22 protein-coding genes and 1 riboswitch are annotated in these 20,241 nt (G+C 46.2%); of the genes, 18 read left to right on the top strand and 4 right to left on the bottom strand.

What is annotated here, in order from left to right; all coding sequences use genetic code 11:
* Positions 1-48: 48 nt before the first annotated feature.
* On the top strand, positions 49-423 hold the full coding sequence (ribT, locus tag NQS30_RS04095) for a GNAT family N-acetyltransferase RibT (RefSeq protein ID WP_015240122.1): 375 nt from the start codon (positions 49-51) through the stop codon (positions 421-423).
* A gap of 65 nt (positions 424-488) precedes the next feature.
* On the opposite strand, the gene NQS30_RS04090 is transcribed toward ribT, so the two are convergent.
* Both NQS30_RS04090 and NQS30_RS04085 read right to left on the bottom strand, forming a co-directional pair.
* Positions 489-1,010: a DUF309 domain-containing protein gene (locus tag NQS30_RS04090; RefSeq protein WP_218791280.1), complete on the bottom strand. Its 522-nt coding sequence runs from the start codon at positions 1,008-1,010 to the stop codon at positions 489-491.
* 88 nt (positions 1,011-1,098) lie between these two features.
* Complete coding sequence (locus NQS30_RS04085; protein WP_003153376.1) at positions 1,099-1,188, bottom strand: YjcZ family sporulation protein; 90 nt, start codon at positions 1,186-1,188, stop codon at positions 1,099-1,101.
* Between the two features lie 207 nt (positions 1,189-1,395).
* Here NQS30_RS04085 and NQS30_RS04080 point away from each other — a divergent pair, with 207 nt between their 5' ends.
* The 14 genes from NQS30_RS04080 (at position 1,396) to NQS30_RS04015 (ending at position 14,356) form a co-directional block, all read left to right on the top strand.
* Positions 1,396-2,151 carry a segregation/condensation protein A gene (locus tag NQS30_RS04080; protein WP_007409427.1) on the top strand — a complete coding sequence of 252 codons (756 nt, stop codon included), beginning with the start codon at positions 1,396-1,398 and terminating at the stop codon, positions 2,149-2,151.
* Positions 2,141-2,734: an SMC-Scp complex subunit ScpB gene (gene scpB, locus NQS30_RS04075; RefSeq protein WP_007409428.1), complete on the top strand. Its 594-nt coding sequence runs from the start codon at positions 2,141-2,143 to the stop codon at positions 2,732-2,734. Before NQS30_RS04080 ends, scpB begins: the two co-directional genes overlap by 11 nt.
* Before the next feature lie 89 nt (positions 2,735-2,823).
* Complete coding sequence (locus NQS30_RS04070) at positions 2,824-3,309, top strand: DUF3907 family protein (RefSeq protein ID WP_076425394.1); 486 nt, start codon at positions 2,824-2,826, stop codon at positions 3,307-3,309.
* Between the two features lie 112 nt (positions 3,310-3,421).
* Positions 3,422-4,573, top strand: a complete 1,152-nt coding sequence (locus tag NQS30_RS04065; protein WP_124692870.1) for a D-alanyl-D-alanine carboxypeptidase family protein — start codon at positions 3,422-3,424, stop codon at positions 4,571-4,573.
* Positions 4,561-5,151, top strand: a complete 591-nt coding sequence (locus NQS30_RS04060) for a nucleoside recognition domain-containing protein (protein ID WP_003153385.1) — start codon at positions 4,561-4,563, stop codon at positions 5,149-5,151. Before NQS30_RS04065 ends, NQS30_RS04060 begins: the two co-directional genes overlap by 13 nt.
* Before the next feature lie 4 nt (positions 5,152-5,155).
* Positions 5,156-5,692, top strand: coding sequence for a spore maturation protein SpmB (spmB, locus tag NQS30_RS04055; protein ID WP_003153387.1), 537 nt, complete (start codon positions 5,156-5,158; stop codon positions 5,690-5,692).
* A 93-nt stretch (positions 5,693-5,785) separates the two neighbouring features.
* On the top strand, positions 5,786-6,520 hold the full coding sequence (gene rluB / locus NQS30_RS04050) for a 23S rRNA pseudouridine(2605) synthase RluB (RefSeq protein ID WP_007612296.1): 735 nt from the start codon (positions 5,786-5,788) through the stop codon (positions 6,518-6,520).
* Between the two features lie 84 nt (positions 6,521-6,604).
* Positions 6,605-7,144, top strand: coding sequence for a thiol-disulfide oxidoreductase ResA (gene resA / locus NQS30_RS04045; RefSeq protein WP_003153391.1), 540 nt, complete (start codon positions 6,605-6,607; stop codon positions 7,142-7,144).
* Positions 7,141-8,769 carry a cytochrome c biogenesis protein ResB gene (gene resB / locus NQS30_RS04040; protein ID WP_032870107.1) on the top strand — a complete coding sequence of 543 codons (1,629 nt, stop codon included), beginning with the start codon at positions 7,141-7,143 and terminating at the stop codon, positions 8,767-8,769. Before resA ends, resB begins: the two co-directional genes overlap by 4 nt.
* A gap of 18 nt (positions 8,770-8,787) precedes the next feature.
* Positions 8,788-9,963, top strand: a complete 1,176-nt coding sequence (ccsB, locus tag NQS30_RS04035; protein ID WP_007409434.1) for a c-type cytochrome biogenesis protein CcsB — start codon at positions 8,788-8,790, stop codon at positions 9,961-9,963.
* A gap of 81 nt (positions 9,964-10,044) precedes the next feature.
* On the top strand, positions 10,045-10,767 hold the full coding sequence (resD, locus tag NQS30_RS04030; RefSeq protein ID WP_003153397.1) for a DNA-binding response regulator ResD: 723 nt from the start codon (positions 10,045-10,047) through the stop codon (positions 10,765-10,767).
* The gene (locus NQS30_RS04025; protein ID WP_007409435.1) at positions 10,764-12,545 is read left to right on the top strand and encodes an ATP-binding protein; all 1,782 of its coding nucleotides are present in this window, start codon (positions 10,764-10,766) and stop codon (positions 12,543-12,545) included. The genes resD and NQS30_RS04025 overlap by 4 nt, the downstream gene beginning before the upstream one ends.
* Before the next feature lie 190 nt (positions 12,546-12,735).
* Positions 12,736-13,320, top strand: a complete 585-nt coding sequence (sigX, locus tag NQS30_RS04020; RefSeq protein ID WP_003153399.1) for an RNA polymerase sigma factor SigX — start codon at positions 12,736-12,738, stop codon at positions 13,318-13,320.
* Positions 13,256-14,356, top strand: coding sequence for a sugar dehydratase (locus NQS30_RS04015; RefSeq protein ID WP_458410878.1), 1,101 nt, complete (start codon positions 13,256-13,258; stop codon positions 14,354-14,356). The genes sigX and NQS30_RS04015 overlap by 65 nt, the downstream gene beginning before the upstream one ends.
* A gap of 45 nt (positions 14,357-14,401) precedes the next feature.
* Here the strand turns inward: NQS30_RS04015 and serA are convergent, their stop codons facing one another.
* The gene (serA, locus tag NQS30_RS04010) at positions 14,402-15,979 is read right to left on the bottom strand and encodes a phosphoglycerate dehydrogenase (RefSeq protein WP_007409437.1); all 1,578 of its coding nucleotides are present in this window, start codon (positions 15,977-15,979) and stop codon (positions 14,402-14,404) included.
* A 206-nt stretch (positions 15,980-16,185) separates the two neighbouring features.
* Positions 16,186-16,320, top strand: a riboswitch (FMN riboswitch).
* A gap of 147 nt (positions 16,321-16,467) precedes the next feature.
* On the opposite strand from serA, the gene NQS30_RS04005 reads away from it, so the two are divergent.
* Positions 16,468-17,040 carry a riboflavin transporter FmnP gene (locus tag NQS30_RS04005; protein WP_083673820.1) on the top strand — a complete coding sequence of 191 codons (573 nt, stop codon included), beginning with the start codon at positions 16,468-16,470 and terminating at the stop codon, positions 17,038-17,040.
* Between the two features lie 140 nt (positions 17,041-17,180).
* On the opposite strand, the gene NQS30_RS04000 is transcribed toward NQS30_RS04005, so the two are convergent.
* Positions 17,181-17,429, bottom strand: coding sequence for a ferredoxin (locus NQS30_RS04000; RefSeq protein ID WP_003153403.1), 249 nt, complete (start codon positions 17,427-17,429; stop codon positions 17,181-17,183).
* 268 nt (positions 17,430-17,697) lie between these two features.
* Between NQS30_RS04000 and NQS30_RS03995 the strand changes: the two genes are divergently transcribed.
* Together NQS30_RS03995 and NQS30_RS03990 are read left to right on the top strand one after the other, a co-directional pair.
* Entirely contained in the window at positions 17,698-18,756 is a 1,059-nt protein-coding gene (locus NQS30_RS03995) for a YpbB family protein (RefSeq protein ID WP_032870103.1), read from the top strand.
* Complete coding sequence (locus NQS30_RS03990; protein WP_122504099.1) at positions 18,749-20,239, top strand: RecQ family ATP-dependent DNA helicase; 1,491 nt, start codon at positions 18,749-18,751, stop codon at positions 20,237-20,239. Before NQS30_RS03995 ends, NQS30_RS03990 begins: the two co-directional genes overlap by 8 nt.
* The last annotated feature ends 2 nt before the right edge of the window (positions 20,240-20,241 follow it).

Raw genomic sequence — 20,241 nt, 5'->3', positions numbered from 1 at the left:
TCCGTTTGATAGGACATGAATGGACATTTTGGATATAGAGGGGTTTTTATGTTAATTCGTTATAAAAAATCGTTTGAAAAGATTGCGATGGGTCTTCTGTCATTTATGCCGAATGAAAAAGATCTCAAGCAGCTTCAGCAGACAATAAAGGACTATGAAACGGATACTGGCCGCCAGCTCTTTCTTTGGAAAGAGGATGAAGATATCGTCGGAGCGATCGGAGTCGAAAAAAAGGACTCAGAAGTTGAAATCCGGCATATCAGCGTGAATCCTTCTTACCGCCATCAAGGAATCGGAAAGCAAATGATGGACGCCTTAAAACGTCTGTTCAAAACGGAGGCACTCGTTCCGAATGAATTAACGCAAAGCTTTTTTGAACGCTGTCAACATCAAAAAGATCAGGATATCTCATATAATAACTGACAAATGCTCCCGGAATCTTCACGGTTTCGGGAGCTGTTTTGATATAGAAAAAGCAGGGCTGACCGTCAGCCTCTGCTTTTTTTTCTTCTCTCAATTTCCCGTTCGCGTTCCTTAATGACATCCGTCCTGTCCCGCAGGCGGTGTTTATGAATAAGAAAGGTATCTGATACGCCGTCTCGCCCCCATGTATAGCCCTTTCGGCGGCATTCGGCAAGACATGCTTCTTTCAGGGCTTCATCTGTAATCGGCAGCATAACACTTTTATAAGGCAGGCCCGCTTCTATATCGTCTGCCAGCGTTTCTATCAGCTCAATCAGCTTCGGATGGCTGAGACCGAGAGAACAGACCGCCTGCTTTTCAGACCGGAGAATACGTAAGCTGTTGGCAATCAGCCGTTTCGCCCCAGCTTCATTTCCCCTGCGCTGGTGATACAGAGCGACGGCAAGCTGAATCAGGCCGACCCAATGAATGCTCCGCTTTTCAGCCGGGCTTTCTTTCCAATATTCCTCTAACAGTTCATGACACTCAAAATAATCTCTTGATGCGTGAAATTCGGCCAAAAAGCCGATATAAGCTTTAGGATACAAGCCGCTTCCTCCTTTTATGCTAAAACCAGTGTACCACAGCGCTATGAAAAGGAAAAAAAGAGCGGCTTGGTGCCTGAAGCCTGAGGAACTAGCAGATGTAAGATGCTCCTACGACAACGAGCAAAATAAACAGAACGACAATTAATGCAAAACCTCCGCCGAAACAAGCTCCGCTCATGTGAAATCAGCCTCCCTTTGTTTCAAGTTTACACGGCTATCATATGTGCATCCGCCTTTAAAGGTATAGGCGTATATCTTCTTTTTCAGTATTTTCTAAATAACGGAGGACGTGTATAAAAGTATTGGACGAGAGCATTTCGGTGGATTATACTAAAGGGTAGCCAGTTTTTCCGGCAATGAGAGTGATATTGAAAATGGTGAGATAATGGTAGAATATCAAGTGAAAATTGATACGTTTGAAGGCCCATTGGACCTGCTGCTTCATCTGATTAACCGTCTTGAAATCGACATATACGACATACCCGTGGCAACCATTACTGAACAATATTTATTATATGTACATACAATGCAAGAGCTTGAACTTGATGTCGCCAGTGAATATCTGGTCATGGCGGCGACGCTTCTCAGCATTAAAAGCAGAATGCTGCTTCCGAAACAAGAGGAAGAGCTGTTTGAAGACGAAATGCTTGAAGAAGAAGACCCTCGGGACGAGCTGATTGAAAAGCTGATTGAGTATAGAAAGTATAAAACCGCTGCGAAGGATTTAAAAGAGCGGGAAGAAGAAAGACAAAAGTCATTTACAAAGCCGCCGAGTGATTTAAGCGAGTATGCAAAAGAAATCAAACAGACGGAGCAGAAGCTGTCGGTGACCGTTTATGACATGATCGGCGCGTTTCAAAAGGTGCTTCAGCGTAAAAAAATCACGCGGCCGAAAGAAACGACCATTACAAGACAGGAAATACCGATTGAAGACAGAATGAACGAAATCGTAAAAAGCTTAAAAACGGCGGGGAGAAGAATAAACTTCACGGAGCTTTTTCCTTCTCGGCAAAAGGACCATCTCGTCGTGACGTTTTTAGCAGTCCTGGAACTGATGAAAAATCAGCAGATTATCATTGAACAGGAAGAAAACTTTTCAGATATATACATTACGGGGAGTGAATCCATTCATGGCGCTTGATATCGTGAATTGGAAAGCGATTGTGGAAGCCCTGCTGTATGCGGCGGGTGATGAAGGGCTGACCAAAAAGCAATTGGTGACGGTGCTTGAAATAGAAGAAGCGGAACTGGCCGGAATCATGGAAGAAGTGGCCGCTCAGTACAAGGAAGACGACAGAGGCATCGAGCTTACCGAATATGCGGATACGTATATGCTTGGAACGAAAAAAGAATTCGTGCCTTATTTGAAAAAACTAATCGAAGTGCCGTCAAAAGGGCTGTCACAGGCTTCTTTGGAAGTGCTGGCGATCGTTTCGTACAAGCAGCCGATCACACGGGCGGAAATTGAAGATATCCGGGGCGTGAAGTCTGAGCGGATTCTGCACAGCCTCGTGTCAAAAGCGCTGCTGTGTGAGGTGGGCCGCGCCGACGGTCCCGGCCGGGCGATTTTATACGGCACGACACCGGTATTTCTTGAACAATTCGGCTTAAAAACATTGGAGGAGCTCCCGCCGCTTCCTGAAAATGCGGAGGAAGACGTTCTCCAGGAGGAAGCTGATTTATTCTTTGAAAACTTCAACCAAACTTTTGAGGATATTAAATAATAATCGTTTTTCATCATACGATAGTAGGGAAAGGCCATTGATGAATGACGCAAATGACGACGTACAAGAGAGGAAGGAAACGGACGGAAATGGGAAATTCGATTGTGAGGGCCCATACTGAAGAAACTGGTGAATTTTTAGCCGAGGTTGTCACGATGGTCAGCAGGTATTTAAATCATACAACTTTGCCGGAGATGCGGGCTCAAGGAGAGGCGGATGAGGCATACTGCCGCGACGTGCTCAGTGTGCTGAGGAGGATGACCGTTTTTTGCGAAGGCGCCCAGGAAGCCTGCAGGCGGCTTTTAATGCAGGAGCCGTTTCATGAGGCGAGAGCGGAAAAAACGCTGTATAAAGTATATCATCAGTGCGTGGAAGAGTTTTTCATGCCGAAAAAGGATACATGGTACGAAAACAGCCGCGCCGCTTATACAGGCCAAAGCGCGATTGAATTCTACCAGCAAGTGCCGGACTCGCTGCGGAGCCTTCTGCTTTCGCTCAGCAGTGAATTTCTGCGCATGCGGGAAGAATTGGCGCAATATGAAGCATCAGGCTCAAATATGGCATCAGTCAGATAAAAACTCTTCCTTTTGGGAGAGTTTTTTTATGTGAAAGTGATGCAATTGGTATTCATAAGTCATGGACATGCGCATAAACTTGTACAAACCCACAACAAGGACGTGAGCATTCATGCGCTTTCTCAAAAAAGCTGCCGTATTTCTTTTGACTTTTGTTATTCTTTTTTCCATTACAGACGGCAATACGGCACATGCCCAAATACATGTCAGCGCAAAAAGCGCGATTATAATCGACGGAGCATCTGGCAGGGTGTTATTCGCCAAGGATGAACATCATAAGCGGCGGATTGCAAGCATTACGAAAATCATGACGGCGGTGCTGGCGATTGAATCAGGGAAGATGGAAGAGACCGTGACGGTTTCCCCGAATGCCGTAAAAACGGAAGGCTCAGCCATTTATCTTCAGCCGGGACAAAAAGTAAAGCTGAAAGATCTCGTATACGGGCTTATGTTAAGGTCAGGAAATGACGCCGCTGCGGCAATAGCGGAATATGTCGGCGGAAGCCTTGACGGTTTTGTATTTATGATGAACAAAAAAGCCGAGCAAATCGGGATGGAAAATACAAAATTTCAAAATCCGCACGGGCTGGACGACCATGAAAATTTATATTCAACGGCGTATGACATGGCGCTTTTGACTAAATACGCGATGAAAATCAAGGAATACCGGACCGTTTCAGGCACAAAAGTGTATAAGGCGGAAACGATGGACCGGGTATGGAAAAATAAAAACAAGCTTCTGACAGGGCTCTACCGTTACAGCACAGGCGGAAAAACAGGTTACACAAAAATCGCGAAACGGACGCTCGTCTCGACGGCCTCAAAAGACGGTACGGATCTCATCGCGGTCACCATAAATGATCCGGATGATTGGGATGATCATATGAATATGTTTAATTATGTCTTTGATCACTATAAAACCTATGTCATCGCCAAAAAAGGCGGCATCCCGAAGCTGAAAAAGACGTTTTACGGAAAACACGCTTTTATTGCCCGGGATGTCAAGTATTTGTTAAATGAGGATGAAATCGACGATGTAAAAATCCGCACAACCTTAATAAAACCGAAAAAAGCCTGGAAAAAGGACGCCTCTCTCATTCCTGATGTCGTCGGCCGGATGACTGTTATGCATGATGGGAAAGTGATCGCCAAGATCCCCGTCTATTATGAAAATGAGCGCCATAAAAAACCGAAAAAGCATTTCATTGAGACGTTTACGAGCCTGTTTATGAGCGCGGCGGGCGGTTCGTCATGGTCAATTTAATCTGGGTATGTCTGACGGTAATCGGACTTGTCTTTGCGATGTTTAACGGTACCTTGCAGGATGTGAATGAAGCCGTTTTTAAAGGAGCGAAAGAAGCGGTTACGATCTCGTTCGGATTAATGAGCGTTCTCGTGTTCTGGCTCGGCCTGATGAAAATAGCCGAGCAGTCCGGCCTTTTGGATATATTCAGCAGAATGTGCCGCCCGTTTATTTCTAAGCTGTTTCCCGATATTCCCCCTGATCATCCGGCGATGGGATACATTTTATCAAATCTCATGGCAAACTTTTTCGGACTGGGAAATGCGGCGACACCGCTCGGCATTAAAGCCATGGAGCAGATGAAAAAGCTGAATGGAGGTAAGTCTGAGGCCAGCCGTTCCATGATTACCTTTTTGGCGGTAAATACTTCGAGTATTACATTGATACCGACAACCGTCATTGCCGTGCGCATGGCTTACTCGGCGAAATCACCGACCGATATCGTCGGGCCGACCATCTTAGCGACTTTAATTTCGGGAATCGGCGCGATTTTCATTGACCGCTACTTCTGGTACCGCCGCAAAAGAAAAGGGAGGTAAGCGAATGGAAATGGTGAATTGGCTGTCTTTAGCCATGATTCCGATTATTATCGCCGGTATATTGATATACGGCACGATCAAAAAAGTGCCGACGTATGAATCATTCGTTGAAGGCGGAAAAGAAGGAATTGAGATTGCGTTTTCCATCATTCCGTATTTGGTCGGGATGCTGGTGGCGATTACCGTATTCCGGGCCTCGGGCGCGCTGGATTTTGTCATGGGGCTGTGCAAGCCTTTCTTTACAGCGCTCGGCATTCCCGCAGAAGTCGTGCCGCTTGCTCTGATCCGCCCGATTTCGGGGACGGCGGCGCTCGGCATGACGACAGATCTGATCGCCGTGTACGGGCCTGATTCATTTATCGGCAGGCTGGCCTCGGTCATGCAGGGATCGACTGACACGACGCTGTATGTCCTGACGGTGTATTTCGGGGCGGTCGGCATCAAAAAAATGGGGGATGCTTTAAAGGTTGGTCTTCTTGCTGATTTGATCGGGGTGGTTGCATCAATCATTATAGTTACGTTATTATTTGGAAGCGCCTGAAATCAGGCGCTTTTTATATATCAGAATAACTCTCCTTGAAAAAGCTTGTTTGTTCAAGGGGAAAAAAGTAAGATTATACTTGAGGTGAACGACATGGAAAGACTGCAAAAAGTTATTGCTCATGCCGGCGTGGCATCACGCAGAAAGGCAGAAGAGCTGATAAAAGAAGGAAAAGTAAAGGTGAATGGAAAAGTAATAACAGAGCTCGGCGTAAAAGTGACCGGTTCTGATCAGATTGAAGTAAACGGATTAAAGGTGGAGCGGGAAGAACCCGTGTACTTTCTGCTTTATAAACCGAGAGGAGTGATCTCAGCAGCTGATGACGACAAAGGGCGGAAAGTGGTGACCGACTTTTTCAAAGAAGTGCCGCAGCGCATTTATCCGATCGGCAGGCTTGATTATGATACGAGCGGACTTTTATTGCTGACAAATGACGGCGAGTTTGCCAACAAACTCATGCATCCGAAATACGAAATTGATAAGACGTACGTCGCCAAAGTGAAGGGGATTCCTTCCAAGGAACTTCTGAGAAAGCTTGAGCGCGGCATTCAGCTTGAAGAAGGCAAGACGGCGCCGGCCAGAGCGAAAATGCTTTCCCTGGACAAAAGAAAGCAGACGAGCATCATTCAGCTGACGATTCATGAAGGCCGGAACAGACAGGTCCGCCGCATGTTCGAGGCGATCGGTCATGACGTGCTGAAACTAAAACGTGAAGAATACGCATTTTTAGATTTAAGAGGCCTGCGCACAGGAGACGCAAGAGAATTGTCGCCGCATGAGGTGAAAAGGCTGCGGGCTTTAGCTGAACACGGTAAAAACGCTTTCTAATTTTCACATAACCTTCAAAAATTACAAAACGTGTTGATGATATAATTGAATGGATTTGCAGGCAGGGGAGGGGAGCAGTGTACAATGAACAAAAAACGGCGGCGTTTATTCATTCGGACCGGCATCCTTCTCATCTTACTCTGCGCGCTCGGATATACCATCTATAATGCCGTATACACAAACGGTGAGCGTATATCTGAGGGGTCCAAAGCCCCGAATTTCGCGCTGAAAGATACAGAGGGCAGACTCATAGAACTGAGTCAGTTAAAAGGAAAAGGTGTTTTTCTGAATTTCTGGGGAACGTGGTGTGAGCCGTGTAAGCAGGAATTTCCCTATATGGAGAATCAATACAAGCATTTTAAAGACCTCGGTGTCGAGGTGGTTGCGGTAAATGTCGGCGAATCAAAAATTGCAGTACATAATTTTATGAAAACATACGGCGTCAATTTCCCGGTTGCGCTCGATACTGACCGGCAAGTGCTGGACGCGTACGGCGTATCACCTATTCCGACGACATTTTTGATTAATCCCGACGGAAAAGTCGTGAAAGTGGTGACCGGCACGATGACAGAACGCATGGTTCATGACTATATGAATTTAATTAAGCCGGAGGCGTCTTCATGAAAAAGGTCAAATGTGAATGCGGGCACGTGAATCCAGCCGGGACGGTTTTGTGCGAGTCGTGCGGGAAGCCGCTTGATGATCAAAAATCGCCGCTTGCCGATATGCGGTACGACGGCAGCGCAAGGCGTTCGCAAACATATAACAAAACAATCGTAGATAAGGTATGGAACTTCTTTTCTTCCGTAAAAGTCGGAATATGGCTGATCGTCATTACTCTGGCGGCGTCTGCTTTCGGCACGGTTTTTCCGCAGGAAGCTTATCTGCCGCCGGGCGCCCAGCCGGATACATATTATGAACAGCAGTACGGCATAATCGGCCAAATGTATTATCTGCTGGGATTTCATCATCTGTACGGCTCATGGTGGTATATGCTCCTGATCGCATCCATTGGCATATCACTGGTCATCTGCAGCCTGGATCGGGTGATTCCTTTGTACAGGGCGCTGAAAAATCAAGGAGTTCGGCGGAATCCGGTCTTTTTGAAGAGGCAGCGTCTATACAGCCGGACAGAAACCGAGCTGAGCGGGGATGCGGCTGATAGCCTCAGAACACGATTGAAAAAAAAGCATTATAGAGTGCGAGAACAAGAGGGAAGCATTCTGGCGGAAAAAGGCCGTTTTTCAAGGTGGGGGCCCTACGTCAATCATATCGGCCTGATCATTTTTCTGATCGGAGCCATGCTGAGATTTGTACCCGGTATGTATGTCGATGAAACGCTCTGGGTCCGTGAAGGCGAAACCGCCCAGATCCCCGGTACTGACGGCAAATATTACTTAAAAAACAACCGGTTCACGATGCAGACATATAACAAAGACACTGAGAAAAAAGTATTCGCCGACGCCATTGACAGAGCTGGAAACGGCAAAGTCGCCAAATCCTTCACAACGGACGCGGTTTTGTACAAGAGGGAAGGCGACATTGTATTCGGTGAAAAGCCGAAGCTTAAAAGAGTCAAAGAAAACAATATCCGCGTCAATGAACCGCTGCGCTTTGACTCCTATTCTGTGTATCAGGTGGACTATAAAGAAAACCAGCTCGATCAGATGGTATTTCAGCTGATCGACCAAAAAACAAAACAGTCATTCGGCAAACTGAAGATCAATCTTCTTGATCCCGACACGGACTATGATCTTGGTAACGGTTACAAAGTGCAGATCGCCAGTTATCTTCCTGATTTTTATTTTAACAAGGACGGAGAACCGAGCACAAAAACGAAGGTTCCTAACAATCCGGCTTTTGTCTTTAAAATCACGGCTCCTGACAAGCCGAAAGGGGAGAAAAGTTTTGTTGCGATTCAGCAGACTGTTGAAGGTTCCGAAAGTAACAAGTACAAATTAAAATTCGACCATGTGGAAACGAAAAACATTACAGGACTCACCGTCAGAAAAGACTTAACCTTATGGGTGCTTGCCGTCGGCGGCGCGATCTTTATGATCGGCGTCATTCAAGGAATGTACTGGCAGCACAGAAGGATCTGGATCAAAACAGGTGATCATGAAGTGCTTGTGGCGGGACATACGAACAAAAACTGGTTCGGTCTGAAAAAAGATATCGAATTTGTTCTTAGCGGGACCGGGATTCAAGAGCCGGCCGATCAAAAAGAATTGGCCAAAAATCAGGCCTAGTGAAAAAGGAGTGGTGTCATGGCGGAGCTGAGCGCAAATTTTCTTTATGCTGCCTTTTTGATTTATTTAATTGCCGTCCCGGTTTTCGGCGGCGCCATCCGGGGAACAAAAGGTGCTAAGGACGGTAAGGGCCGCTGGTCGGCTATCGGAATCACGTTAACCATTTTCGGATTTCTTTGTCATCTCGGCTACTTCATTGCGAGATGGTCGGCAAGCGGACATGCGCCTGTCAGCAATATGTTTGAATTTACGACGTCATTCGGCATGATGCTTGTTCTCGCTTTTATTATTATTTACTTTATTTACAGACTGCCTTCATTAGGCATGTTCACATTGTCTATCGCGCTTTTGCTTATCGCATATGCAAGCATGTTTCCGACAGACATTACGCCGCTTATTCCGTCACTGCAGAGCAATTGGCTGTACATTCACGTCACGACGGCGGCGCTCGGGCAGGCGATTCTTGCGATCAGTTTTGTAGCCGGCGTCATTTTCCTGTTAAAGCATGTCGACCAATCAAGACCGGGCAAAAAAACGTTCTGGCTTGAAGTCATCATGTTTATACTCGTGACGACCGTGGCATTTATCGCCGTCACGTCGGCATTCCGGCTGGCGGACTACAAAGCTGAATTTAATTGGGTGGATAAAAAAGAAGCCAAAAGCGTCATGATATATGATATGCCTGCGCTTGTCGGCCCGCATGAGGGAGAATTGCTTACGGAAGGCGCAATGAAGCCGCTTATTGAGCTTCCGGCCATTTTTTCAGGCAGAAAGGTCAATACGGTGATCTGGTCGTTTGGCGCAGGTCTCGTTTTATACGGTGCGCTCAGGCTGATATTCAGAAAGAGAATCAGCGCTCTTATCAGCCCGCTCGTCAAAAATGTGAATCTGGACTTGGTCGATGAAGTCGGCTACCGCGCTGTTTCCATCGGTTTTCCGGTATTTACACTCGGCGCGCTTGTGTTTGCGATGATTTGGGCGCAGCTTGCATGGACGCGTTTTTGGGGCTGGGACCCGAAGGAAGTATGGGCGCTGATCACCTTTTTATTTTACGCAGCGTATTTGCACTTGCGGCTGTCAAGAGGCTGGCACGGCGAAAAGTCCGCGTGGCTTGCCGTCATCGGCTTCGCCATTATTATGTTTAACTTAATTTTTGTGAATCTCGTGCTTGCCGGACTTCATTCGTACGCATAGATGTAAAAAGCCGATACAGTTCTCAAGCTGCCGCACAGTTTGTTAAAATGAAAGTAACAGAAGGAAAGCAGGGGGAAAACGATGGATCAAACAAATGAAACTAAAATATTAGTAGTAGATGATGAAGCCAGAATTCGACGCCTTTTAAGAATGTACCTTGAACGGGAAAACTATGTGATTGAAGAAGCGGAAAACGGCGACGAGGCCATTAAAATGGGGCTGGCATCAGATTATGATCTGGTGCTCTTGGATTTAATGATGCCGGGAACGGACGGAATCGAAGTATGCCGGCAGCTCAGAGAAAAAAAAGCGACGCCGATTATCATGCTGACGGCAAAAGGGGAAGAAGCCAACCGCGTCCAGGGGTTTGAAGCGGGTACGGACGATTATATCGTCAAGCCTTTCAGCCCGAGAGAAGTGGTGCTTCGGGTAAAGGCGCTTTTAAGAAGAGCTTCCCAAACATCTTATCTGACAGCCAATACCCCGACAAAAAATGTGCTCGTCTTTTCGCATCTATCTATTGATCACGATGCTCACAGGGTGACTGCGGACGGCACGGAGGTGAGCCTGACGCCGAAGGAATATGAACTGCTGTACTTCCTGGCGAAAACACCGGACAAAGTGTACGACAGGGAAAAGCTTTTAAAAGAAGTGTGGCAGTATGAATTTTTCGGAGACCTCAGAACGGTGGACACCCATGTCAAACGGCTCCGTGAAAAATTAAATAAAGTGTCCCCGGGAGCGGCGAAAAAAATCGTCACCGTATGGGGAGTCGGATACAAATTTGAGGTAGGCGCTGAATGAAGTTTTGGAAAAGCGTAGTAGGAAAGCTTTGGTTTACCATTCTTTCACTCGTGTTAATTGTTTTATTTATTTTAACGGTGCTGCTTCTGGAATTTATCGAAAATTACCACGTTGAAGAAGCGGAAAAAGATTTAACGCAGCTTGCCGATAAAATTGCGGTCATAATAGAAAATCATGAAGACCAGCCGCTTGCCAGATCCATCACGTGGGAACTGGCGGACAATTTAACGAGCATCGCGATCATTCAGGATGATAAGCATGTCTGGTATTCCCCCAATGACGATAATCATTTATCCTCTATTACATTAGAGCAGATCAAACATGACCGGGATCTGCACAAGGCGCTGACAGACCGCAAAAAAGTAAGCAAACGAGCGGTCCCCAACAATGCCGGTTCGGATAACGAACGGCTGATCGTCGGAGTGCCGTATGAAAAAGACGGCAAAAAAGGCATGGTCTTTTTATCCCAATCGCTGCTTGCCGTAAAAGATACGACGAAACATACGACACGCTATATTTTTCTTGCGGCGGGCATTGCCATCGTCTTGACAACGTTTTTCGCGTTCTTTTTATCCAGCAGGGTGACATATCCCCTTCGGAAAATGCGGGAAGGCGCTCAAGACTTGGCGAAAGGAAAGTTTGATACGAAAATTCCGATTCTGACCCAAGATGAAATCGGGGAACTGGCCATTGCCTTTAATCAGATGGGACGGCAGCTCAATTTCCATATTAACGCGCTGAATCAGGAAAAAGAACAGCTGTCCAATATTTTAAGCAGTATGGCAGACGGGGTCATCACCATTAATATCGACGGCACCATTTTGGTGACCAACCCGCCGGCCGAACGTTTTCTGCAGGCATGGTATTATGAGCAGAACATGAACATTAAAGAAGGAGACAACCTTCCCCCTGAAGCAAAAGAGCTATTTCAAAATGCAGTGAACACGGAAAAAGAGCAAATGATTGAAATGACGCTTCAAGGAAGGTCATGGGTTTTATTGATGTCGCCTCTTTATGCGGAATCACACGTCCGCGGCGCCGTGGCCGTGCTCCGTGATATGACCGAAGAGCGCAGGCTGGATAAATTGCGTGAAGACTTCATTGCCAATGTCAGTCATGAGCTCAGAACCCCGATTTCTATGCTGCAGGGATACAGCGAAGCAATAGTGGACGACATTGCAAGCACAGAAGAGGAGAAAAAAGAAATTGCGCAGATCATTTATGATGAATCTCTTCGCATGGGCCGGCTCGTCAATGACTTGCTGGATTTGGCCAGAATGGAATCCGGACATACGGGCCTGCACTATGAAACGGTAAACCTGCATGAATTTCTGGAGAAGATCTCCCGCAAATTTTCCGGGGTAGCGAAGGAAAAAGGCGTTTCGCTCACAGAGGACATCTCGGTGTCTCAGCCGGAGTGTGTCTTTGATGAAGACAAAATGGAACAAGTGTTTACCAACCTTATAGATAATGCGCTGCGCCATACGGAGTCAGGCGGAAGCGTTCATATCGCGGCTCAGACCGTAAAAGACGGACTGAAGATCGATATCAAAGATTCCGGCTCGGGAATACCGGAAGAGGACCTGCCTTTTATTTTTGAACGTTTTTATAAAGCGGACAAAGCAAGAACAAGAGGCAGGGCGGGAACCGGACTCGGACTCGCCATCGTAAAAAATATCGTGGAAGCCCACGGCGGCTCAATTGCGGTTCACAGCAGCATCGACAAAGGGACGACGTTTACATTTTATATTCCGACAAAAGTGCAGGATGACGTCTGAAATTGACGAACAATCTTGTTCCATACGAAACACCCGCATGTTCTGCGGGTGTTTTTTATTTGTTTCTCCTTTAAAAATTTAAGAATATGTTAATATAAATTCCCTTCCAAATTCCAGTTTCTCGTAATATAGTTGTAATGTAACTTTTCAACGCATTTTTACGACAAAAAAGTGAACGGAGGGGTTTCCCATGGAAGAAACCTTTCAGATATTATATGATGCATACCATCAAGATTTATATCAATTTTTATTTTATATGGTAAAAGATAAGTCGCAGGCTGAAGATTTGACGCAGGAAGTGTATATCCGCGTCTTGAATTCCTATCATACATTTGAAGGAAGAAGCAGTGAAAAAACATGGCTGTTGTCCATCGCACGCCATGTGGCGATTGACTGGTTCCGCAAGCAGCAGACGATCAGACAGCGTATTATGGGTACGTTTGATTGGGATACACAAGATGTCAGAGATCAGCATTTGCTTCCGGACGAACTCGCCGTACAGCATGAAAACGTCCGGGAAATTTATACCGCGCTTGATCATTGCACCATTGATCAAAGAGCTGTTATTATCTTGAGATTTATTCAGGGATATTCCATTCAGGAAACAGCCGCCGCTCTCCGCTTCTCGGAAAGCAAAGTCAAAACGACCCAACACAGAGGGCTCAAAATACTTCGGAAACAGATGGAGCTTTTGAGGGAGGAGCTAATGGATGATGAAGTCATATTGGAACGAAGAAAGAGTAGAGGAGTTGTTAAGACAACTTCCGGCGGTTAGAGATCATCGTTCACCCGAGGCCATTTACCGGAATATTGAAACGGGTAAACCGTACAGGAAAAAACCGGCCCGAAGCTGGATCGGCCCCGCCGCAGCCGGCGTCTGCGCATTGTGCATCGCTCTGATTATATCTCCTCACCTGATGACAAACAAATCTGCCGGTGATCTTACAGCTGACAGCGGTCAAGCTGAAAAAGCCAGTCAGTCAGCTGCTGTCAAGCCGGATCAGAAGACGTTTGTCGTTTCTAACGAAAACAAAAACAATTACATTACTTTGGCGTTTGCCGATTCAGATACATCCGCCGTCATACCGGTCAGTTTTGAAAAAAAGAAGCCGGATGAATCGGTATCAGAGGCTTTATCCGAAGCGGAAAACCTAGAAGTGCCCGAATCCTTCCTGTCTGTGCCGAACCTTTTGGACGGTGTGCAGGTAACGGCGGATAAGAAGGATTTGCTTGTGCAGGTAAACGGACGGCTTTCTATCGAATCAGCTGCCGAAGCTGACTTATTGAAAAAGATGCTGAAAGAGACTTTGACATGGAGTCCTTACGAGCGGATTAAATTGAAAAAGGTTCAAAACGGAGCCGGACAGGATTTTTATAAATCTTACGGCATTTCCGCTGAGATGTCCGTACATAAACAGACAAACCGGGCGTATTTTTCTTACAGCGACAGTCTGGGACAAGAGTATCTCGTCCCGTCTGAACAAACCTATTATTCAGTATATCAGGCTATTGACGGGATGAAGACAACAGACGGAGGCTCACAGACCGCGAGCATTATAGAAGCAGATGCGATTGCATCGGTATCGGAAAGGGAAGACGGCGAGCAGCTGCGGATTCAATTGTCCGAAAAGCATACGGTTGAAGATTCGCTGGAAGGGATTTTAATGATCGAGGGGCTTCTGTTAACTGCGAAGGAATTCGGTTATTCTGAGGTGCTGTTCACACATGCGCATACAAAGAAAATCGGTAATTATGATGTGACAAAACCTATCGCTGTGCCTGCCGCGCCTAATCCGCTTCCAAGCCATTAAACGTAAAAAACCCAAAACATATGAATGTTTTGGGTTTTTTGTTGGTTACGGAAGGTCAATCAGTTTAACGGAAACAATATCCTGAATTGAAGTCAGCTCATTGACGACTTTATCATCTAAATGTTTATCAAAAGAAAGCATCATAATGGCTTCTCCGCCTTTTTCTTTACGGCCTACCTGCATGGTAGCGATATTGATATCGTTATCGCCGAGGATGCGTCCTACGCGTCCGATTACACCAGTCGTATCCTGGTGCTGGATATAAACGAGGTGGCCGGCAGGATTTAAGTCAATATTAAAGCCGTTCAGTTCAACGATTCGTTCACCGAAGTGAGGGATATACGTAGCCGTTAACGTAAATGTGCTCCGGTCTCCGGTTACTTTTACGCTGATGCAGTTATCATATCCTGATTCATTGGAGGAAATCTTCTCGCTGAAGCTGATTCCGCGTTCTTTTGCTACACCGCCGGCGTTCACTTCATTGACCGTTGAGTCTACACGCGGTTTTAAGAAACCGGACAGCAGGCTTTTTGTAATAAATGATGTTTCAAGTTTGGCGATGGTGCCTTCATATTGAATCGCAACATCTTTGACGGGTTCCTTCATACATTGTGACACGAGACTTCCGATTTTATCAGCAATTTGGTGATAAGGCTGGATTTTTTTGAATTCATCTTTCGTCATCGCAGGCAGGTTGATCGCTGACATGACAGGCAGACCTTTTGCAAACTGCAGCACTTCTTCAGAAACCTGTGCAGCGACATTCAGCTGTGCTTCTTTCGTTGAAGCGCCTAAGTGAGGTGTGGCGATCACCAGCGGATGGTCGGGAAGCTTTGATTCAACTGGCGGTTCCACTTCAAACACGTCAAGGGCAGCGCCTGCGACATGGCCGCTTTCCAGCGCTTCCAAAAGCGCCGCTTCATCAATAATGCCGCCTCTTGCGCAGTTGATAAGACGGACGCCTTTTTTCGTTTTGGCAATGGTTTCTCTGTTAAGCAGTCCTTTTGTTTCCTTTGTTAAAGGCGTGTGGACGGTAATGATATCCGCGCTTTCAAGCACTTCTTCGAATGTCCGGCTGTTTACGCCGATTTTGCCGGCTCTCTCTTCGGTTAAGAAAGGATCGAATACATGAACCGTCATACCGAACGCTCTGGCGCGCTGGGCAATCTCGCTTCCGATCCGGCCCAGACCGACAATGCCTAAAGTCTTTCCGTAGAGCTCCGCCCCGACAAAAGCCGTCCGGTTCCATTCTCTTGATTTTACTGAGATATTGGCTTGCGGAATGTGTCTCATTAATGAAGAAATCATCGCGAATGTATGCTCTGCCGTTGAAATGGTGTTTCCATTCGGCGCGTTTATCACGATAACCCCATGTTTTGTGGCCTCATCGATGTCGATGTTGTCTACGCCGACACCGGCTCTGCCGACGATTTTTAAAGAAGTCATTTTTTTAAACAATTCTTCGGTTACTTTCGTGGCACTGCGGACTAACAGGGCATCAAAGGTATGTAATTCATCTTCTGCATCCGCGACGTTTTTTTGAACAATTTCTATAAAGTCTGATTCCATCAGCGGCTTTAAGCCGTCATTGCTCATCTTATCTGAGACCAAAACTCGAAACATTGTTAGATTTCCTCCTAGTTTAGCTGACTAAATATCTGATAATTTATCATATTCTCAATAGAGTGTCAATGTGTATTGACGCAGTAAAGGAGAAAAGGAAACCGCTGAATCAGCTTAAATTGGGCTTCCCCAATATTTTATTTAAATTTGAGCGGTTCTCTATACAATTGCAATTTGATCATATATAATGTGAATAAATTCATAAGATCAATCTTCGGGGCAGGGTGAAATTCCCTACCGGCGGTGATGAGCATCATGCTCTAAGCCCGCGAGCTGCTTCGGCGGCAGGATCCGGTGAGATTCCGGAGCCGACAGTATAGTCTGGATGGGAGAAGATGGAGGTTCAGCAGACGTTTTGATGCTTATATCAAACGTTTCTTTGCCAAGCCTTAGTAAGCTCCCGCTTTTTAACAAAAGCGGTTTTTTTATTGGGGCGCAAAAGAACCTTTCCTCTTTTCGAGAGATTTGATCGAAAAGGAGAGAGCATTGTGAAAGTAAAAAAATTAGTTGTCATCAGTATGCTTAGCAGTATTGCTTTTGTGCTTATGCTGTTAAATTTCCCGTTTCCGGGGCTGCCGGATTACTTGAAAATTGATTTCAGTGACGTTCCTGCAATTATCGCCATTTTGGTTTACGGGCCTGCGGCGGGGATTGCGGTTGAAGCGATTAAAAATATTCTGCAGTATATCATTCAAGGAAGCATGGCCGGCGTGCCTGTCGGGCAGGCAGCCAATTTTATCGCAGGAACGCTGTTTATTCTGCCGACGGCGTTTATGTTTAAAAAGCTCAAATCTGCTAAAGGACTTGCAGTGAGCCTGCTGGCCGGAACCGCAGCGATGACTGTATTGATGAGTATTTTGAACTATATTCTTATCCTGCCCGCGTATACTTGGTTTTTACATTCACCGGCACTGTCAAACAGCCAGTTAAAAACGGCGGTTGTCGCAGGAATCCTGCCGTTTAACATTGTAAAAGGCGTTATCATCACCATCGTCTTTACGTTCATCTTTACGAGGCTGAAACCTTGGATTGAACAAAAACGCAGCATCCAGACACAATAACCACTTCAAAGCGCCCGCTCTGTAAAACACAGACCGGGCGCTTTTTTGATTGTTTGATCACGCAAAAAAATAAGACTCCGGCCGATAACAGCCGGAGTCTTATTCAGGACGAAAAAGCTCCTCTCATGGGGAGGGCTTTTTTATTCGTATTTCAGCGGGTCGCCTTCGAACGGTTCATCCGCAACTTTGATTGAATCAGTAGGGCATCCTTCAAATGCGTCAATCATATCTTCTTCCAGAACTTCCGGAACTTCGACGACGCCTTTATTTTCGTCAAGCGTAACGAACGCAATGCCTTCATCATCATAATCATAAATGTCTGGTGCCGCAGCTCCGCAGGCGCCGCATGCAATACACGTATCTTTATCTACAATTGTGTACTTTGCCATGAATAAAACCTCCCAGATTGTTCGTGTTGGAACAAATGGTTTACCTTATATATTTTTAAATATAACACCTATTCCTCTTACTTATTGTAATGATGTTAGTGTCAAATTTCAACAGAAAAATGATTGAGAATGCTTATCACATAAGGGATTCTCTTTAGCACTTCCCCCTAAAAGATGACTTTAAACGTCAAATTTATATGAAAATCTGTTAAAATAAAAAGAACCAAAAAACGAAACTTGTCACAGAAGAAATGTAGGTGTGTTTAGATTGGCGATAAACTACTTTGATACCGTGGTTCTCGACTGTCTGGACAAAATAGACGGCGAACGGACTCCGAGTGCTGTGTTTCATTTATTAAAAGGAAAAAAGTCGTCTCAAACCATTCAGGATGCCGGCTTATTTCAGATCGCTAAATATTTCGGCATGGCTTCACATTGTGAACGCGGCGATATTGCGGCTTCTTTGCATAAACTCACCGAGAACTCATACATTACAGCCGGAAAAGAAGAGGGAACGTGGAAAGTGACTGCGCGCGGCGTTCAAAGGCTTGAACGGGCGTTTGCCGAGCGGCCTTGGCCGAAGCACTGCCACGGCGCGAATTATCAAACGCCTGCCGTCACCCTGTGGAGGCGGCTTTCCCTGCTCATTCAAGTCCTGTCAAACAAAGAGCATCAATGCAGTCAATATATCCCGGTTACAAACGATGTGCAGACGCTGAGATGGGTCAAACGGTTCATGCGGAAAAACAGAGATGCTAAAGAGCTTTCCGTCCAAATGCATGAGACGCTGTTTCACCTTCTGCAAGGCGTAAGTGAACGGCAGGCGCTTATTTTTGTCTATTCTTTAACTTCATTCAACAGAATCGGCAAAACGAATAAGCAGCTTGCTCTCCAGCTGAACGAAGATGAATGGTATGTGTCCGTCCAGTTTTGGGGAGCGGTACATTATGTTATTCAATCGCTTCCGCAATGTGCATATCCCGCTCTGCGTGAGCTGTTGTCCGATCTGCAGGCGGAAAGCGCGCTGACACAGTCTGCCAGAAAAACCTTTGAGCTGTTGGAAAAAGGGTTTCCGATTGAACGGATCGCCGCGGTCAGAAATTTAAAAACCGCCACAATCGAAGATCATATCGTAGAAATATCATTGCATCAGCCTGCATTTTTTATAGAACAGTATCTTTCTGAAGAGGAACAGCGTATGATAACGGCATTTGCAAAACAGCATCAAACGAATAAAATTAAACGGATTCGCGAAGGAATGCAGATGCGCTTCAGCTATTTTCAGATCAGGCTGGCGCTGGCAAAGACGGTGAATCAGCATGACTGAGCTGCATAAAGCTTTATCCAGGTATTTTGGTTTGCATTCCTTTAAAAAAGGGCAGGAAGAGATTATGACTAGCGTGCTCCAAAAAAAAGATACGGTCGCCATGCTTCCGACCGGCGGGGGAAAATCATTATGCTATCAGCTCCCGGGTTACATGATGGACGGGCTGGTGCTGATTATTTCGCCGCTCCTTTCATTAATGGAAGATCAGGTGCAGCAGCTGAAAGCGAAAGGAGAAAAGCGGGTTGCTGCATTAAACAGCATGCTGAATTCCGCAGAGCGGCATTTTATCCTCAGCAACATCAGCCGGTATAAATTTCTCTATATGTCTCCTGAAGCCCTTTCTTCACCTTATGTGCTGAACCGTTTGAAAAATGTCCCGGTCAGTTTATTTGTTATTGATGAGGCTCATTGCATATCAGAATGGGGACATGATTTCAGGCCTGATTACTCGAAGCTCGGGCCTTTCAGGCAGGCACTCGGAAAGCCGCCTGTATTGGCGCTGACCGCAACAGCGACAAAAGAAACGCTCAGAGACGTGACGGATGTGCTCGGACTTGAGCATGCGGTGCGTCATCTTTATTCAGTCAACCGGCCGAATATTCTCCTGGCGGCAGAACATTTGGCTGATAATGCCGAAAAAATAAGCAGGCTCACGGAGCTTGCCGAAAAGCTTGAAGGCCCGGGTATCATATATTGTCCGACCAGAAAATGGGCGGAAGAGCTTGCGGCTGAGCTGAACGAAAAAACGGGAAAGCGGACGGATTATTATCACGGCGGAATGGATACAGGCGACAGGATTTTAATCCAGCAGCAATTTATCCATAACCAGCTTGATTGCATCTGCTGCACCAATGCGTTCGGCATGGGTGTGGATAAGTCAGATATCCGCTTTGTCATTCACTTTTATCCTCCCCAAACGGCCGAGGCCTTTATGCAGGAAATCGGCAGAGCGGGACGCGACGGCAGCCCGAGTGTCAGTATTTTGCTGAGGGCGCCCGGCGATACCGAGCTTCAGCAGCAGATTATTCAGACAGAAAGCCTGTCTGATTATGACCTGGAAGGCATTCTGGCCGTCATACGGGATGCCGGTACGAGTGATGAGCGAAAGCTTCGGGACGTTCTGATCAATAAGGGCGTCCAGGAAACACAGGCGCGAACGGCCGTCCATCTGTATCTGCAAGGAAAAACCACAAAAGAGCAGCTGCAGGAAGAACTGACATACCGCGTGGAAAAGAAGCTGCGTAAAATGAATCGTTTTTCGGCGTTATTAGAGCGGAAAGAATGTATAAGAGAAGCGCTGCTGTCTTATTTTGATGAACCGTATGAGCCTGATGGTCAAACCGGACAATGCTGCAGCAGCTGCGGACTTGATCTGGCTCCGTACGAGCAAAAAGGAGAACGTAAAAATATGGAACGGTTTGAAGATTGGAAGCTGGAATTAGGCCGGATTTTCGGATCAGAGTCTGCGGGTGAGTTCAGCTGAGA

The sequence above is a fragment of the Bacillus sp. B1(2022) genome, assembly GCF_040259625.1.
Lineage (GTDB): Bacteria > Bacillota > Bacilli > Bacillales > Bacillaceae > Bacillus > Bacillus velezensis.
Note: the sequence above shows the minus strand (reverse complement) of the source record. Positions and strands in the feature narration are given on the sequence as shown.

Excerpts from the sequence above, each read along its gene's own strand:
- NQS30_RS04060 (WP_003153385.1), top strand. The coding sequence starts at position 4,561 with ATGGTCAATTTAATCTGGGTATGTCTGACGGTAATCGGACTTGTCTTT.
- NQS30_RS04085 (WP_003153376.1), bottom strand. The coding sequence starts at position 1,188 with ATGAGCGGAGCTTGTTTCGGCGGAGGTTTTGCATTAATTGTCGTTCTG.
- NQS30_RS04070 (WP_076425394.1), top strand. The coding sequence starts at position 2,824 with ATGGGAAATTCGATTGTGAGGGCCCATACTGAAGAAACTGGTGAATTT.
- sigX (WP_003153399.1), top strand. The coding sequence starts at position 12,736 with ATGGAAGAAACCTTTCAGATATTATATGATGCATACCATCAAGATTTA.
- NQS30_RS04080 (WP_007409427.1), top strand. The coding sequence starts at position 1,396 with ATGGTAGAATATCAAGTGAAAATTGATACGTTTGAAGGCCCATTGGAC.
- serA (WP_007409437.1), bottom strand. The coding sequence starts at position 15,979 with ATGTTTCGAGTTTTGGTCTCAGATAAGATGAGCAATGACGGCTTAAAG.
- resB (WP_032870107.1), top strand. The coding sequence starts at position 7,141 with ATGAAAAAGGTCAAATGTGAATGCGGGCACGTGAATCCAGCCGGGACG.
- ccsB (WP_007409434.1), top strand. The coding sequence starts at position 8,788 with ATGGCGGAGCTGAGCGCAAATTTTCTTTATGCTGCCTTTTTGATTTAT.
- NQS30_RS04025 (WP_007409435.1), top strand. The coding sequence starts at position 10,764 with ATGAAGTTTTGGAAAAGCGTAGTAGGAAAGCTTTGGTTTACCATTCTT.
- NQS30_RS04015 (WP_458410878.1), top strand. The coding sequence starts at position 13,256 with ATGATGAAGTCATATTGGAACGAAGAAAGAGTAGAGGAGTTGTTAAGA.
- NQS30_RS04000 (WP_003153403.1), bottom strand. The coding sequence starts at position 17,429 with ATGGCAAAGTACACAATTGTAGATAAAGATACGTGTATTGCATGCGGC.
- scpB (WP_007409428.1), top strand. The coding sequence starts at position 2,141 with ATGGCGCTTGATATCGTGAATTGGAAAGCGATTGTGGAAGCCCTGCTG.
- spmB (WP_003153387.1), top strand. The coding sequence starts at position 5,156 with ATGGAAATGGTGAATTGGCTGTCTTTAGCCATGATTCCGATTATTATC.
- NQS30_RS03990 (WP_122504099.1), top strand. The coding sequence starts at position 18,749 with ATGACTGAGCTGCATAAAGCTTTATCCAGGTATTTTGGTTTGCATTCC.
- rluB (WP_007612296.1), top strand. The coding sequence starts at position 5,786 with ATGGAAAGACTGCAAAAAGTTATTGCTCATGCCGGCGTGGCATCACGC.
- resD (WP_003153397.1), top strand. The coding sequence starts at position 10,045 with ATGGATCAAACAAATGAAACTAAAATATTAGTAGTAGATGATGAAGCC.
- NQS30_RS04065 (WP_124692870.1), top strand. The coding sequence starts at position 3,422 with ATGCGCTTTCTCAAAAAAGCTGCCGTATTTCTTTTGACTTTTGTTATT.
- ribT (WP_015240122.1), top strand. The coding sequence starts at position 49 with ATGTTAATTCGTTATAAAAAATCGTTTGAAAAGATTGCGATGGGTCTT.
- resA (WP_003153391.1), top strand. The coding sequence starts at position 6,605 with ATGAACAAAAAACGGCGGCGTTTATTCATTCGGACCGGCATCCTTCTC.